8 protein-coding genes, 1 tRNA gene and 3 rRNA genes are annotated in these 15171 nt (G+C 65.4%); 9 read left to right on the top strand and 3 right to left on the bottom strand.

The annotated features are described in order from the left end of the window. The first annotated feature begins 11 nt into the window (after positions 1-11). A complete protein-coding gene (locus OG448_RS07980; protein ID WP_405552330.1) occupies positions 12-464 on the top strand; it encodes a hypothetical protein in 453 nt (150 codons plus the stop codon). A 4-nt stretch (positions 465-468) separates the two neighbouring features. Here OG448_RS07980 and OG448_RS07975 read toward each other — a convergent pair whose 3' ends face one another. After that, positions 469-1023 carry a PH domain-containing protein gene (locus OG448_RS07975; protein WP_405552328.1) on the bottom strand — a complete coding sequence of 185 codons (555 nt, stop codon included), beginning with the start codon at positions 1021-1023 and terminating at the stop codon, positions 469-471. 91 nt (positions 1024-1114) lie between these two features. Next, complete coding sequence (locus OG448_RS07970) at positions 1115-1351, bottom strand: hypothetical protein (RefSeq protein ID WP_405552326.1); 237 nt, start codon at positions 1349-1351, stop codon at positions 1115-1117. 176 nt (positions 1352-1527) lie between these two features. On the opposite strand from OG448_RS07970, the gene thyX reads away from it, so the two are divergent. The 8 genes from thyX to OG448_RS07930 all read left to right on the top strand — a co-directional run bounded on the left by thyX (position 1528) and on the right by OG448_RS07930 (position 12046). Then, positions 1528-2295, top strand: coding sequence for an FAD-dependent thymidylate synthase (thyX, locus tag OG448_RS07965; RefSeq protein ID WP_051720629.1), 768 nt, complete (start codon positions 1528-1530; stop codon positions 2293-2295). Positions 2296-2523: 228 nt separating this feature from the next. Then, positions 2524-3423, top strand: coding sequence for a 4-hydroxy-tetrahydrodipicolinate synthase (dapA, locus tag OG448_RS07960; RefSeq protein WP_391300690.1), 900 nt, complete (start codon positions 2524-2526; stop codon positions 3421-3423). Positions 3424-3580: 157 nt separating this feature from the next. After that, positions 3581-5266, top strand: a complete 1686-nt coding sequence (locus OG448_RS07955) for a ribonuclease J (protein WP_405552324.1) — start codon at positions 3581-3583, stop codon at positions 5264-5266. 697 nt (positions 5267-5963) lie between these two features. After that, a 16S ribosomal RNA gene (locus OG448_RS07950) occupies positions 5964-7489 on the top strand. 293 nt (positions 7490-7782) lie between these two features. Then, positions 7783-10905, top strand: a 23S ribosomal RNA gene (locus tag OG448_RS07945). A gap of 83 nt (positions 10906-10988) precedes the next feature. Then, positions 10989-11105: ribosomal RNA gene (rrf, locus tag OG448_RS07940) — 5S ribosomal RNA — on the top strand. Together the 16S, 23S and 5S rRNA genes form the textbook arrangement of a ribosomal RNA operon. Positions 11106-11222: 117 nt before the next feature. Beyond that, positions 11223-11888, top strand: a complete 666-nt coding sequence (locus OG448_RS07935) for a DegT/DnrJ/EryC1/StrS family aminotransferase (RefSeq protein WP_405558719.1) — start codon at positions 11223-11225, stop codon at positions 11886-11888. A gap of 85 nt (positions 11889-11973) precedes the next feature. Further along, positions 11974-12046 (top strand) — tRNA-Thr (locus OG448_RS07930). 84 nt (positions 12047-12130) lie between these two features. On the opposite strand, the gene OG448_RS07925 is transcribed toward OG448_RS07930, so the two are convergent. Then, a complete protein-coding gene (locus OG448_RS07925) occupies positions 12131-14887 on the bottom strand; it encodes a SpoIIE family protein phosphatase (RefSeq protein WP_405552322.1) in 2757 nt (918 codons plus the stop codon). Positions 14888-15171 lie beyond the last annotated feature (284 nt).

Genomic DNA, 15171 nt, shown 5'->3' with positions numbered 1-15171 from the left:
ACCCCCACCTCATGCGCGCGAAGATCACCTACCTCGTCACGGCCGCCGTCCTGGTCTTCTACTTCGTCTTGGTCGGCAGCCGGGGCGTGATGCTCATCCAGTCCGGCACGCTCCTCACCGTCACCTTCGGTGTGGCCGTGCTGATCCTGCCGGTCATCGGCGTCTGGTTCCTCTGGAAGAACACCCAGTTCGTCCGCCGGGCCAACCAGCTCGCCGCCGAACTGGAGGCCGAGGGCGGCCTGCCCGTGGACGAGCTGCGCCGCACCCCGGACGGCCGGATCGACCGCGACTCGGCCGACGAGGTGTTCGCCCGGCGCAAGGCCGAGACCGAGGCCGCCCCGGACGACTGGCGAAGCTGGTTCCGGCTCGCCGTCGCCTACCACGACGCCCGCGACACCCCGCGTGCCCGCAAGACGATGCAGCGCGCCATCGCCCTGCACGACGGCCGGCACCTCCCGGCCTGACCTCTCAGCCGCGCCGGTACTCCGCGGCCCACGCCTCGATCGTGTCCGAGGCCAGGTCGAACCCGGCGGGGCGGTTGAGGAAGTCCAGCGTGTGCGTGGTCAGCAGCGGGGGAGTGTCATCGGGGGCGCGGTCGCTCAGGACCAGCGTCAGCGCCTGCCCCTGCACCGTGCGGGGCAGCCCCAGCCAGCGCACCGGCTGCTGCGCCGTCCGCAGCGAGACCACCCGCTCCCAGGGCACCGTACGCGTCGCCAGGAAGCCGACCTGGCGCAGACCGCGCGGGCTGACCCAGACGCCCATGCGCAGCACCCGCAGCGCGCCGAGGACGATCCCCGCGGCGAGCACGAACGTGACCCCCGCGGAGGTCGTGGTGCCGGTCAGGGCGGTGAGCACGGCCCCGAACAGCACGAACGAGGAGAACAGCAGCCCCAGCGCCGCGCCACCCACCCGCCACGGGCCGGGACGGTACGGGCGCCGCCAGCGGTCCCGGTCGTCATAGGGCAGCGAGCTCTCGTCGGCCGCCTCGAAAGTGCGGTCGGCCGTCAGGAAGGGCAGGGGCACGGCTGTTCCTCGCAAGGTCCTCGCACGGGCTTGTGCCCGGTGAGGCTATCCGCCTGTGGCGGGGCTCACCAGCCGTGAGCGGCCACAAGGGTCAGTGACCCGGCGCCGCCTGCGACTGACCGGCCGGCGGCGCGGACGGAGTGGACAGCGCGGGCATGCCGAGCATCAGCGCGCCCACTATCCCGGCGACCAGGGTCAGCATGAGCAGCGAGCGCCCGGCCCGCTCCCCGCGGGACGCGCGCTCGGGGGGCGGGGGAGTGACATTGCCGCGGAACCTGTCGGCCTCGGCGATGAAGGCGAAGGGCACGGGCTCACGACGACGGAACATCTGGGGTGGATCTCCTTCCGGGGTGTACGGGCGGCTCGCGGGAGACGGCAGAAGCCTCACCGGAGCTACCTCACCCCTTCAGACGACCGAGTGGCACAAAAGGTGCCCATGTCCGGAAAACCGCTGGATGCGATCTTTGAGGTGAGGTGTTGCTCTGGCCGGTGAGCGTGCCCCGTATGGTGGCTGCAAACCGCAGAAGTGATGGAAGGACCTTTGTGACCACCCCCGAGCCGCTCACGCTCCGTAGCGACGTCACCGTCGAGCTGGTGAAATCCAGCGCGTCCGACAGCGACGTCCTCTTCGCCGCCCGTGTCTCCACCCTGGGCGAGCAGTCCCTGGACGAGCTCCAGAAGGACCCCGAGCGCTCCAAGGGCCTGATCAACTACCTGGTGCGGGACCGGCACGGCAGCCCGTTCGAGCACAACTCGATGACCTTCCTCATCAGCGCCCCGATCTTCGTCTTCCGCGAGTTCATGCGGCACCGCGTCGGCTGGTCGTACAACGAGGAATCGGGCCGCTACCGGGAGCTCCAGCCGGTCTTCTACGTCCCCGACACCTCCCGCAAGCTGGTCCAGGAGGGCCGCCCGGGCAAGTACGTCTTCGTCGAGGGCAGCCCCGCCCAGTACGACGCGGTGCGCGACACCCTGACGGAGTCATACGAGCAGGCGTACGCCGCCTACCAGAAGCTGCTCGCCGAGGGCGTCGCCCGTGAGGTCGCCCGTGCGGCCCTCCCGGTCGGCCTGTACTCCTCGATGTATGCCACCTGCAACGCCCGCTCCCTGATGCACTTCCTGGGCCTGCGCACCCAGCACGAGCTGGCCAAGGTGCCGTCCTTCCCGCAGCGGGAGATCGAGATGGTGGGCGAGAAGATGGAGGCCGAATGGGCCCGTCTGATGCCGCTCACCTACGCCGCCTTCAACGCCAACGGCCGCGTCGCCCCGTAACCCTGTTCCCCCGCGCGGAACGGATGTACGGGTCAGCCTCCCGAAGTGTCCGTATTGCGGCATTTAGAGAAGTTCATCTAGCCTGATCAAACGGACCCGGCACTGCTTGAACCCCCGAGCAGGCAGTGCCGGGCTCCTTCTTGACCGGGAGTTTGACCCGCGTTTGTCCTGACTTTCCCGACACCCCACGGGCAGACCATGGATCGAGTACCGAGTAGCGTGTCACCCATGGCTCCGACCTCGACTCCGCAGACCCCCTTCGGGCGGGTCCTCACCGCCATGGTCACGCCCTTCACGGCGGACGGCGCACTCGATCTCGACGGCGCGCAGCGGCTCGCCGCCCACCTGGTGGACGCAGGCAACGACGGCCTGATCGTCAACGGCACCACCGGCGAGTCACCCACCACCAGCGACGCGGAGAAATCGGACCTCGTACGAGCCGTCGTGGAAGCGGTCGGCGACCGCGCCCGCGTCGTGGCCGGAGTCGGCACCAACGACACCCGCCACACCCTCGAACTGGCCCGCCAGGCCGAACGAGACGGCGCCCACGGCCTGCTGGTCGTCACGCCGTACTACAACAAGCCCCCGCAGGAGGGCCTGTACCGCCACTTCACGGCCGTCGCCGACAACACCGGCCTGCCGGTGATGCTCTACGACATCCCCGGCCGCAGTGGCGTCCCGATCAGCACCGAGACCCTGGTCCGCCTCGCGGAGCACCCCCGGATCGTCGCCAACAAGGACGCCAAGGGCGACCTCGGCCGCGCGAGCTGGGCCATCGCCCGCTCCGGCCTCGCCTGGTACTCCGGCGACGACATGCTGAACCTCCCCCTGCTCTCCGTCGGCGCCGTCGGCTTCGTCTCCGTCGTCGGCCACCTCGTCGCCCCCGACCTGCGCGCCCTCGTGGACGCCTACACCTCGGGCGACGTCGTCAAGGCCGCCGAGATCCACCAGAAGCTGCTCCCGGTGTACACCGGCGTCTTCCGCACCCAGGGCGTCATGACCACCAAGGCCGCGCTCGCCCTCCTGGGCCTGCCCGCCGGTCCGCTGCGCGCCCCCATGGTCGAGTGCTCCCCCGAGGAGATCGCCCAGCTCAAGATCGATCTTGCGGCCGGCGGGGTACAGCTCTGACAACAGACTTCAGCACCATCCGAGCCACACAACCGCAGTACACAACCGCATAGCGGGCGCACCGGTGCCCGCCCCCCCTTACGACAACCGCACGCACTGAAACGTCATGCGCGCCACGTGCCCACCGGTACGTGGCGCGTGTGGTCAGGAGAGTCTTTTGAGTCATCCGCACCCTGAACTGGCCCCGCCGCCGCCGCTCGCCAAGGGCGGCCTGCGCGTCACCCCGCTCGGCGGTCTCGGTGAGATCGGCCGGAACATGACGGTCTTCGAGTACGACGGCCGTCTGCTGATCGTCGACTGCGGAGTGCTGTTCCCCGAGGAGGAGCAGCCCGGAGTCGACCTGATCCTGCCGGACTTCTCGTCCATCCGGGACCGCCTCGACGACATCGAGGGCATCGTCCTCACGCACGGCCACGAGGACCACATCGGCGCGGTCCCCTATCTGCTGCGCGAGAAGCCCGACATCCCGCTGATCGGCTCCAAGCTGACCCTCGCGCTGATCGAGGCCAAGCTGCAGGAGCACCGCATCCGCCCGTACACCCTGGAGGTGGAGGCGGGCGACCGTGAGCGGGTCGGCCCCTTCGACCTGGAGTTCGTCGCGGTCAACCACTCCATCCCGGACGCCCTCGCGGTCGCCATCCGCACCCCGGCCGGCATGGTCGTGCACACCGGCGACTTCAAGATGGACCAGCTCCCGCTGGACGGCCGGCTCACCGACCTGCACGCCTTCGCGCGCCTGAGCGAGGAGGGCATCGACCTCCTTCTCTCGGACTCCACGAACGCCGAGGTCCCCGGCTTCGTCCCGCCCGAGCGCGACATCTCCAACGTGCTGGACAACGTCTTCGCGAACGCGCACAGCCGCATCATCGTGGCGAGCTTCGCCAGCCATGTGCACCGCATCCAGCAGATCCTGGACACCGCCCAGAAGTACGGCCGCAAGGTCGCCTTCGTCGGCCGCTCCATGGTCCGCAACATGGGCATCGCGCGGGACCTCGGCTACCTGAAGGTCCCGCCGGGCCTCGTCGTCGACGTCAAGCAGCTCGACGACCTGCCGGCCGACAAGGTCGTCCTGGTCTGCACGGGTTCCCAGGGCGAGCCGATGGCGGCCCTGTCCCGCATGGCCAACCGGGACCACCAGATCCGCATCGTCGAGGGCGACACGGTCATCCTGGCCTCGTCCCTCATCCCGGGTAACGAGAACGCGGTCTACCGCGTGATCAACGGCCTGACCCGCTGGGGTGCCAACGTCGTGCACAAGGGCAACGCCAAGGTGCACGTCTCAGGCCACGCGTCCGCGGGCGAGCTGCTGTACTTCTACAACATCTGCCGCCCGAAGAACCTCATGCCGGTCCACGGCGAATGGCGCCACCTGCGCGCCAACGCCGAGCTGGGCGCCGCGACCGGCGTCCCGCACGACCGGATCGTCATCGCCGAGGACGGCGTGGTCGTCGACCTGGTCGAGGGCAAGGCGAAGATCGCGGGCAAGGTCCAGGCCGGTTACGTCTACGTCGACGGCCTCTCGGTCGGCGATGTCGGCGAGCCCGCGCTGAAGGACCGCAAGATCCTCGGCGACGAGGGCATCATCTCGGTCTTCCTGGTGATGGACGCGTCCACCGGCAAGATCACGGGTGGTCCGCACATCCAGGCCCGCGGCTCCGGTATCGACGACGGTGCCTTCGCGGCGGTCCTCCCGAAGATCACCGAATCGCTGGAGCGGTCGGCCCAGGACGGCGTCGTGGAGCCTCACCAGCTCCAGCAGCTCATCCGCCGGACGCTCGGCAAGTGGGTCTCGGACACCTACCGCCGACGCCCGATGATCCTTCCGGTCGTCGTCGAGGTCTGATCCACGACGCTCTGACCTGCACTGGGGCCCCTCGACACCGGTCGAGGGGCCCCAGTCGTGTCCGCGCTGGAAAAAAATCTTGACAGGGTGGGTTGACACCCCATGGGCCAATCCGTAGAGTCCTTGGTCTGCCCCGGAGCCGTAACGGTTCTGTGGTGGCACCTCCGCCGCGACAGCGGCACTCCAACCATCAGTGCGACTCTCCCGTTCGGGATTGCTTTCGGCGCGTCCGAATTCAATTCGAATGGGGCCGACGGCCCGATTAGGAACTGCCGGGGTTGATCCGCTAAGGTTTGAGACGTCGGAACGGCCCAGCGGGCCGGGAAGACAATCCCCTCTGGCTGGGAATCAGACGCCGAAAGGATCTGATAGAGTCGGAACCGCCGGAAAGGGAAACGCGAAAGCGAAGAACTGGAAAGCACCGAGGAAATCGGATCGGAAAAAGATCTGATAGAGTCGGAAACACCGAAGGGAAGCCCGGAGGAAAGCCCGAGAGGGTGAGTACAAAGGAAGCGACCGTTCCTTGAGAACTCAACAGCGTGCCAAAAATCAACGCCAGATATGTTGATAACCCCGTCTCCAGTCACTGACTGGGACGAGGTTCCTTTGAAAAAACACAGCGAGGACGCTGTGAACCATCGGACTATTCCTCCGATGGTTCCGCTCTCGTGTGTGTGCACCGGATTACCGGTAAACATTCACGGAGAGTTTGATCCTGGCTCAGGACGAACGCTGGCGGCGTGCTTAACACATGCAAGTCGAACGATGAACCACTTCGGTGGGGATTAGTGGCGAACGGGTGAGTAACACGTGGGCAATCTGCCCTTCACTCTGGGACAAGCCCTGGAAACGGGGTCTAATACCGGATAACACTGCGGATCGCATGGTCTGCGGTTAAAAGCTCCGGCGGTGAAGGATGAGCCCGCGGCCTATCAGCTTGTTGGTGAGGTAATGGCTCACCAAGGCGACGACGGGTAGCCGGCCTGAGAGGGCGACCGGCCACACTGGGACTGAGACACGGCCCAGACTCCTACGGGAGGCAGCAGTGGGGAATATTGCACAATGGGCGAAAGCCTGATGCAGCGACGCCGCGTGAGGGATGACGGCCTTCGGGTTGTAAACCTCTTTCAGCAGGGAAGAAGCGAAAGTGACGGTACCTGCAGAAGAAGCGCCGGCTAACTACGTGCCAGCAGCCGCGGTAATACGTAGGGCGCAAGCGTTGTCCGGAATTATTGGGCGTAAAGAGCTCGTAGGCGGCTTGTCACGTCGATTGTGAAAGCCCGAGGCTTAACCTCGGGTCTGCAGTCGATACGGGCTAGCTAGAGTGTGGTAGGGGAGATCGGAATTCCTGGTGTAGCGGTGAAATGCGCAGATATCAGGAGGAACACCGGTGGCGAAGGCGGATCTCTGGGCCATTACTGACGCTGAGGAGCGAAAGCGTGGGGAGCGAACAGGATTAGATACCCTGGTAGTCCACGCCGTAAACGGTGGGAACTAGGTGTTGGCGACATTCCACGTCGTCGGTGCCGCAGCTAACGCATTAAGTTCCCCGCCTGGGGAGTACGGCCGCAAGGCTAAAACTCAAAGGAATTGACGGGGGCCCGCACAAGCAGCGGAGCATGTGGCTTAATTCGACGCAACGCGAAGAACCTTACCAAGGCTTGACATACACCGGAAAGCATCAGAGATGGTGCCCCCCTTGTGGTCGGTGTACAGGTGGTGCATGGCTGTCGTCAGCTCGTGTCGTGAGATGTTGGGTTAAGTCCCGCAACGAGCGCAACCCTTGTTCTGTGTTGCCAGCATGCCCTTCGGGGTGATGGGGACTCACAGGAGACTGCCGGGGTCAACTCGGAGGAAGGTGGGGACGACGTCAAGTCATCATGCCCCTTATGTCTTGGGCTGCACACGTGCTACAATGGCAGGTACAATGAGCTGCGAAACCGTGAGGTAGAGCGAATCTCAAAAAGCCTGTCTCAGTTCGGATTGGGGTCTGCAACTCGACCCCATGAAGTCGGAGTTGCTAGTAATCGCAGATCAGCATTGCTGCGGTGAATACGTTCCCGGGCCTTGTACACACCGCCCGTCACGTCACGAAAGTCGGTAACACCCGAAGCCGGTGGCCCAACCCCTTGTGGGAGGGAGCTGTCGAAGGTGGGACTGGCGATTGGGACGAAGTCGTAACAAGGTAGCCGTACCGGAAGGTGCGGCTGGATCACCTCCTTTCTAAGGAGCACTTCTTACCAACCACGGTTGGTCAGAGGCCAGTACATCGGCGAATGTTCGATGCTGGTTGCTCATGGGTGGAACGTTGATTATTCGGCACACTCACTGCTTTTCTCCTAGTACTGCTTCGGCGTGGAACGGATGAGGGTGGTGGGAGTGTCGGGCACGCTGTTGGGTGTCTGAGGGAATGGTTTTCCTCAGTCGCCGGCCCCAGTGCACTCACTAGCTTGTCTGGTGGGGTGATGGGTGGCTGGTCGTTGTTTGAGAACTGCACAGTGGACGCGAGCATCTGTGGCCAAGTTTTTAAGGGCGCACGGTGGATGCCTTGGCACCAGGAACCGATGAAGGACGTGGGAGGCCACGATAGTCCCCGGGGAGCCGTCAACCAGGCTTTGATCCGGGGGTTTCCGAATGGGGAAACCCGGCAGTCGTCATGGGCTGTCACCCGCTGCTGAACACATAGGCAGTGTGGAGGGAACGAGGGGAAGTGAAACATCTCAGTACCCTCAGGAAGAGAAAACAACCGTGATTCCGGGAGTAGTGGCGAGCGAAACCGGATGAGGCCAAACCGTATACGTGTGAGACCCGGCAGGGGTTGCGTGTGCGGGGTTGTGGGATCTCTCTTCTGTCGTCTGCCGGCGACAGGACGAGTCAGAAACCGTTGATGTAGGCGAAGGACATGCGAAAGGTCCGGCGTAGAGGGTAAGACCCCCGTAGTCGAAACATCAGCGGCTCGTTTGAGAGACACCCAAGTAGCACGGGGCCCGAGAAATCCCGTGTGAATCTGGCGGGACCACCCGCTAAGCCTAAATATTCCCTGGTGACCGATAGCGGATAGTACCGTGAGGGAATGGTGAAAAGTACCGCGGGAGCGGAGTGAAATAGTACCTGAAACCGTGTGCCTACAAGCCGTGGGAGCGTCGCGCATTGAGTTTACTCAATGCGTCGTGACTGCGTGCCTTTTGAAGAATGAGCCTGCGAGTTTGCGGTGTGTTGCGAGGTTAACCCGTGTGGGGAAGCCGTAGCGAAAGCGAGTCCGAATAGGGCGATTCAGTAGCGCGCTCAAGACCCGAAGCGGAGTGATCTAGCCATGGGCAGGTTGAAGCGGAGGTAAGACTTCGTGGAGGACCGAACCCACCAGGGTTGAAAACCTGGGGGATGACCTGTGGTTAGGGGTGAAAGGCCAATCAAACTCCGTGATAGCTGGTTCTCCCCGAAATGCATTTAGGTGCAGCGTCGTGTGTTTCTTGCCGGAGGTAGAGCACTGGATAGGCGATGGGCCCTACCGGGTTACTGACCTTAGCCAAACTCCGAATGCCGGTAAGTGAGAGCACGGCAGTGAGACTGTGGGGGATAAGCTCCATGGTCGAGAGGGAAACAGCCCAGAGCATCGACTAAGGCCCCTAAGCGTACGCTAAGTGGGAAAGGATGTGGAGTCGCAGAGACAACCAGGAGGTTGGCTTAGAAGCAGCCACCCTTGAAAGAGTGCGTAATAGCTCACTGGTCTAGTGATTCCGCGCCGACAATGTAGCGGGGCTCAAGCGTACCGCCGAAGTCGTGTCATTCATACAATAGGGCCAACGCCTGTATGGATGGGTAGGGGAGCGTCGTGTGCCGGGTGAAGCAGCCGCGGAAGCGAGTTGTGGACGGTTCACGAGTGAGAATGCAGGCATGAGTAGCGATACAAACGTGAGAAACGTTTGCGCCGATTGACTAAGGGTTCCTGGGTCAAGCTGATCTGCCCAGGGTAAGTCGGGACCTAAGGCGAGGCCGACAGGCGTAGTCGATGGATAACCGGTTGATATTCCGGTACCCGCTGTGAAGCGTCAAACATCGAGCATCGTGATGCTAAGGCCGTGAAGCCGTTCCGGACCCTTCGGGGAATGGAAAGTGGTGGAGCCGCCGGCCCAAGCGGTTAGTAGGTGAGTGATGGGGTGACGCAGGAAGGTAGTCCAGCCCAGGCGGTGGTTGTCCTGGGGTAAGGGTGTAGCCCGAGTGGTAGGCAAATCCGCCACTCATCAAGGGTGAGACCTGATGCCGAGCCGATTGTGGTGAAGTGGATGATCCTATGCTGTCGAGAAAAGCCTCTAGCGAGTTTCATGGCGGCCCGTACCCTAAACCGACTCAGGTGGTCAGGTAGAGAATACCGAGGCGTTCGGGTGAACTATGGTTAAGGAACTCGGCAAAATGCCCCCGTAACTTCGGGAGAAGGGGGGCCATCACTGGTGATCCGTTTTACACGGTGAGCTGGGGGTGGCCGCAGAGACCAGCGAGAAGCGACTGTTTACTAAAAACACAGGTCCGTGCGAAGCCGTAAGGCGATGTATACGGACTGACGCCTGCCCGGTGCTGGAACGTTAAGGGGACCGGTTAGTCACAATTCGTTGTGGCGAAGCTGAGAACTTAAGCGCCAGTAAACGGCGGTGGTAACTATAACCATCCTAAGGTAGCGAAATTCCTTGTCGGGTAAGTTCCGACCTGCACGAATGGCGTAACGACTTCTCGACTGTCTCAACCATAGGCCCGGTGAAATTGCACTACGAGTAAAGATGCTCGTTTCGCGCAGCAGGACGGAAAGACCCCGGGACCTTTACTACAGTTTGATATTGGTGTTCGGTTCGGCTTGTGTAGGATAGCTGGGAGACTGTGAAGCATGCACGCCAGTGTGTGTGGAGTCGTCGTTGAAATACCAGTCTGGTCGTGCTGGATGTCTAACCTGGGTCCGTGATCCGGATCAGGGACAGTGTCTGATGGGTAGTTTAACTGGGGCGGTTGCCTCCTAAAGAGTAACGGAGGCGCCCAAAGGTTCCCTCAGCCTGGTTGGCAATCAGGTGTTGAGTGTAAGTGCACAAGGGAGCTTGACTGTGAGACCGACGGGTCGAGCAGGGACGAAAGTCGGGACTAGTGATCCGGCGGTGGCTTGTGGAAGCGCCGTCGCTCAACGGATAAAAGGTACCCCGGGGATAACAGGCTGATCTTCCCCAAGAGTCCATATCGACGGGATGGTTTGGCACCTCGATGTCGGCTCGTCGCATCCTGGGGCTGGAGTCGGTCCCAAGGGTTGGGCTGTTCGCCCATTAAAGCGGTACGCGAGCTGGGTTTAGAACGTCGTGAGACAGTTCGGTCCCTATCCGCTGTGCGCGTAGGAATATTGAGAAGGGCTGTCCCTAGTACGAGAGGACCGGGACGGACGAACCTCTGGTGTGCCAGTTGTCCTGCCAAGGGCATGGCTGGTTGGCTACGTTCGGGAGGGATAACCGCTGAAAGCATCTAAGCGGGAAGCCTGCTTCGAGATGAGTATTCCCACCTCCTTGAGAGGGTAAGGCTCCCAGTAGACGACTGGGTTGATAGGCCAGATATGGAAGCCTGGTAACGGGTGGAGTTGACTGGTACTAATAGGCCGAGGGCTTGTCCTCAGTTGTTCGCGTCCACTGTGTTGGTTCTGAAACCACGAACAGCCTCATGTGCCACACATGACGGTTTGAAAGTTTCATAGTGTTTCGGTGGTCATAGCGTGAGGGAAACGCCCGGTTACATTCCGAACCCGGAAGCTAAGCCTCACAGCGCCGATGGTACTGCAGGGGGGACCCTGTGGGAGAGTAGGACGCCGCCGAACTAAATTTGATAAAAGGGTTGGTCCCTGAACTTCGGTTCAGGGACCAACCCTTTTTTGTTTTCCTTAACTTGGCGTTCACGTCGCCCATCGAGCATGTGCCGCATGGGTACCGCAGCAATGCTCAGGGCCGCCGGCGTGGGAGCCGGGGACGAAGTCGTCGTACCTGCCTTCGGGAACGCCGAAGTCGCCGAGGCGGTCGCCCTGGTGGGCGCGCAGCCGGTGTTCGCCGACATAGATCCGGTCACCTACTGCCTGGACGCGGACTCCGTCGCGGTGGCCGTGACGTCCCGCACTGCGGCCGTCGTCGTGGTCCACCGGTTCGGGCGACGGGCTGATGTCAGGCCGCTGCGTGAACTGGGGCACCAGCGCGGACTGTTGGTGCTGGAGCGGGGTGAAGCCGACGCCCCGGACGAGGAGTTGGTGCGGCGCCGGGAGCGGGCCGCCTATCTGGACGCCCGGCTCAGGGGAGTTCGGACGCCGGACAGCGGTGACGGGCACACCTACCAGCAGTATGTGGTGCGGGTGCCGGGGAACGGGCGGCCCGACCGGGACGCGTTCGCACGCGCCCTGCGGGCCAAGGGAGTTGCCTGCCGGATTCCCGTCCAGACCCCCGCGCACTGGCTGCCCCGGTTCCGGCACCCCGGCTGGACGCTGCCGGAGACCGAGCGGGCCGCGGACGAGACGCTGGCGCTGCCCGTCGACCCGGCCCTGACGAAGCGGGAGATGCAGCGGATCGTCTCCGCCTGCAATGCCCTTGGCGGACTGCTCCAGCCCGCTTTCTGAACAAGCGGCGAACGGATTTGGGAAGCCGAGCCCGTTCAGGGTACGATCTTCTTGTTGCCGCGAGGGAAACCTCGAAAGCGACAAGGCCCCCATAGCTCAGTCGGCAGAGCGTCTCCATGGTAAGGAGAAGGTCAACGGTTCGATTCCGTTTGGGGGCTCAGCGATAAAGGCCCCACCCGTTTCGGGTGGGGCCTTTCGCATGTCCGCGGGCATGGCCCGCCCGGCCGGGCGGGCCGGGGGCCTCAGTCCTGCTGAAGCCCCGGAACCCGCATCGCCAGGATCGCCATGTCGTCCGAGGGTGCGTCGGAGGCGAACCGCTCCACCGCGCGCAGCACGCGCGCCGCGACCGCGCCGGCCGTGAGCCCCGTGCAGGTCGTCAGGACGTCCGCGAGGCCGTCGTCGCCGAGCATGCGAGTGCCCTCACGGCGTTCGGTGACGCCGTCCGTGACGCAGAGGAGGACGTCGCCGGGGTCCAGGGTGACCGTCTCCTCGTACAGCTCCAGGTCCTCGATGACGCCGAGGAGGGGCTGGGGTTCGGCGGCCGCGGTGACCGTGCCGTCCTGGCGCAGGCGCAGGGGGAGCGGGTGGCCGGCGCAGACCACCTTCAGTTCGGCGCCGCCGTCCTCCTGCGGGCGCAGCTCGCCGTAGAGCAGGGTCAGGAAGCGGCTGCGGTCGCCCTCGTCGAGGATCGCGGAGTTCAGGCGCTCCAGGACCGCCGGGCCGCTCAGGCCCTCGCGGGCGAGCAGGCGCAGGGCGTGCCGGGCGAGGCCCGTGACGGCCGCCGCGTTGGGGCCGGTGCCGCAGACGTCGCCGATGGCGAAGCCGTACGCGCCGTCGCCGATGGGGAAGAGGTCGTAGAAGTCGCCGCCTACCTCGTTGCCCTCGCCGGCCGCGCGGTAGATGACGTCGACCTCGACGCCGTCGATGGGGGGCAGGCCGGGAGGCAGGAGGCTGCGCTGGAGGGACTGGCTGATGGCCGTGCGCTCCGAGTACAGGCGGGCGTTGTCCAGGGCCAGGGCAGCCCGGCGGGACAGGTCCTCGGCCAGTTCCAGGATCTCCTGGCGGAAGTGGTCGTCGGTGGGCTTGCCGAGGGTCAGCATGCCGATGACGCGGTTGCGGGCCACCAGGGGGAGGACGACGGTCTCGCCGCCGACCGCCGAGGCTGTCGCGAGGGTCGGGCCGATGCTGGAGGCGAGCTGCTGGGTGGGACCGCCGGAGAGGCCCAGGCTGCGCATGGAGCTGCGCAGGGCGGCCTGGTGGGCGACCTCGCCGGGCAGCGGCCAGACGCGGGCGCCGGGCGTCAGTACCGGGTCGGGCGGCGGGATCTTCGACAGCAAGGACTTGATGCCGTCGATGAACTCCTCGTCCTCGTGCAGGACGTACGACAGGTACGGGTCGGCGGACTGCTCGCTGATCGTGTAGACCGCGCACCAGGTGGCGAGGGTCGGCACGGTCATCTGGGCCATCAGGGCGAGGGTCTGGTCGCGGTCCAGGGTGCCGGCGAGCAGGTCGGACGCCTCGACCAGGAAGCTGAGCGAGCCTCTGCGCAGCCGCTCCAGCTCGCCGAGACGGGCGGACTCCACGGCCAGCGCGATGCGGTCGGCGGCGAACTGGAGGCGCAGCGCCTCCTCGTTGGAGTACCGGCCCGGCGCTTCGGCCGCGACGCCGAGGGAGCCGGTGAGGCGGCCCTCGACCTTGAGCGGCACGGTGACCACCGAGCGCATGCCGGTGCCGGCCAGGAGCGGCACGGCGGCGCTGGGGATGGCGCTCAGGTCGTCGTGGACGGCGGGCATGCGGGCGGAGCCGTAGCGGCCGGGGCCGGCCTCGACGGGGACACGGGCGAAGCGCTGGCGGGTGGAGGGCAGGCCGGTGGAGGCACGGACCTCCAGTTCGGTCTCGTCGTCGGTGGCGAGCAGCAGGAAGGCGGAGTCGCCGTCGAGCATGTCGCGGGCGCGCTCGACCGTGCGCTGGAGGAGTCCGTCCAGGTCGTCGGGGGCGGGGGAGCCGATGAAGACCTCGAAGGGGTCCGCGCTCTGGCCGTCGGAGCCCCCCTGGTCGCCGGTGGGGACGCGGGAAGGGGTCTGGAGGACGGCGCGTTCGTGGTCGCGGACCAGGAGACAGACGGTGGAGGGCTCGCCGCCGGTGTCCCGGACGCGCAGGTGGGAGGCGTAGACGGGGGAGACGCGGCCGTCGGCGCCCCGGACGCCGTAGCTGCCCTCCCAGCGGGAGAGCTGCAGGGCCTCGGCGATGCCGGTGCCGGTGCCGGGGGTGTGCGGCCAGGCGGCGAGGTCGGTGAGGGGCTTGCCGACGACCTCGTTCGCCGGGTAGCCGAAGAGGTCCTCGGCGTCCTCGTTCCAGGCGCTGACGCAGCCGTTGCGGTCGATCTGGAGGACGGCCACGCGGACCCGGCTGTCGGCCAGCGGGAGCAGGTCGGGCGGCAGGGCCGGTCCGGCGGTGCGGGTGCCGACATGGCGTTCGGGCAGGTCGAGCTGGAACCAGACGTTCTTGTGGGTGGGGGTGTACTCGACGCCCCAGCGGGTGGCGAGGGCCGCGCACAGTTGCAGGCCGCGGCCGCCCTCGCGGTCGGGGCTGCCCATGACGGCGTGCGCGCTCTGGAGCGGGACCTCGCGCTCGGGGTAGCGGTCGGAGACCTCGACGCGTACGCCGTGCTCGGTGCGCAGGCACAGGACCTCGGCCTCGGTGCCCGCGTGGACCACGGCGTTGGTGACCAGCTCGCTGGTGAGCACCACGGCGTCGTCGACGATGTCCGCGAACCCCCAGCCCTGGAGGGTGTCGCGGACGAAGGCGCGGGCGGTCGCGACCGAACGCCCGACGGGCTCGAAGCTGGCGGCCGCGCGGGCGGTGATCACGGAACTCCCTGCTCTGTCGTCGACGTACGGGGCCGGCGGGCCGGCCGGTTCGGACCGTTGCTGCGGGGTCCGCTCGCCCTTCGGCCGTGGCTCCGGGGGAGGTCCCCCCGAGATCAGTCCGGTGGTCATGCTCTGCGGCCGCCCCTCCGATGCCCGTGTCCTTCTCGTGCCGCCGCCCAGGCCGGTCGGGCCGGTGCGGCTGGACAGCCGGATGCAAGGTTACTTACCTTCGCCGTCGCAGTGGATGCCGGTCGTCGGTGATTACCCCCCACGGTGTGCGAACCGTGTGCGAAGCTGCCGAACTGTTATGGCCTGGTTCGGCAGGGGTGAAACACTGGGCAGGATTTTGATGAAGGTCCGTTCGGGCTGCGTGCGTTCCGTGCACGAAGGGCAGCAGCCCCCGAACGCGACCG

The sequence above is a fragment of the Streptomyces sp. NBC_01171 genome (genome assembly GCF_045039805.1).
GTDB lineage: Bacteria > Actinomycetota > Actinomycetes > Streptomycetales > Streptomycetaceae > Streptomyces.
The sequence above is the reverse complement of the archived record's forward strand: the minus strand, read 5'-3'. Positions and strand labels throughout refer to the sequence as shown.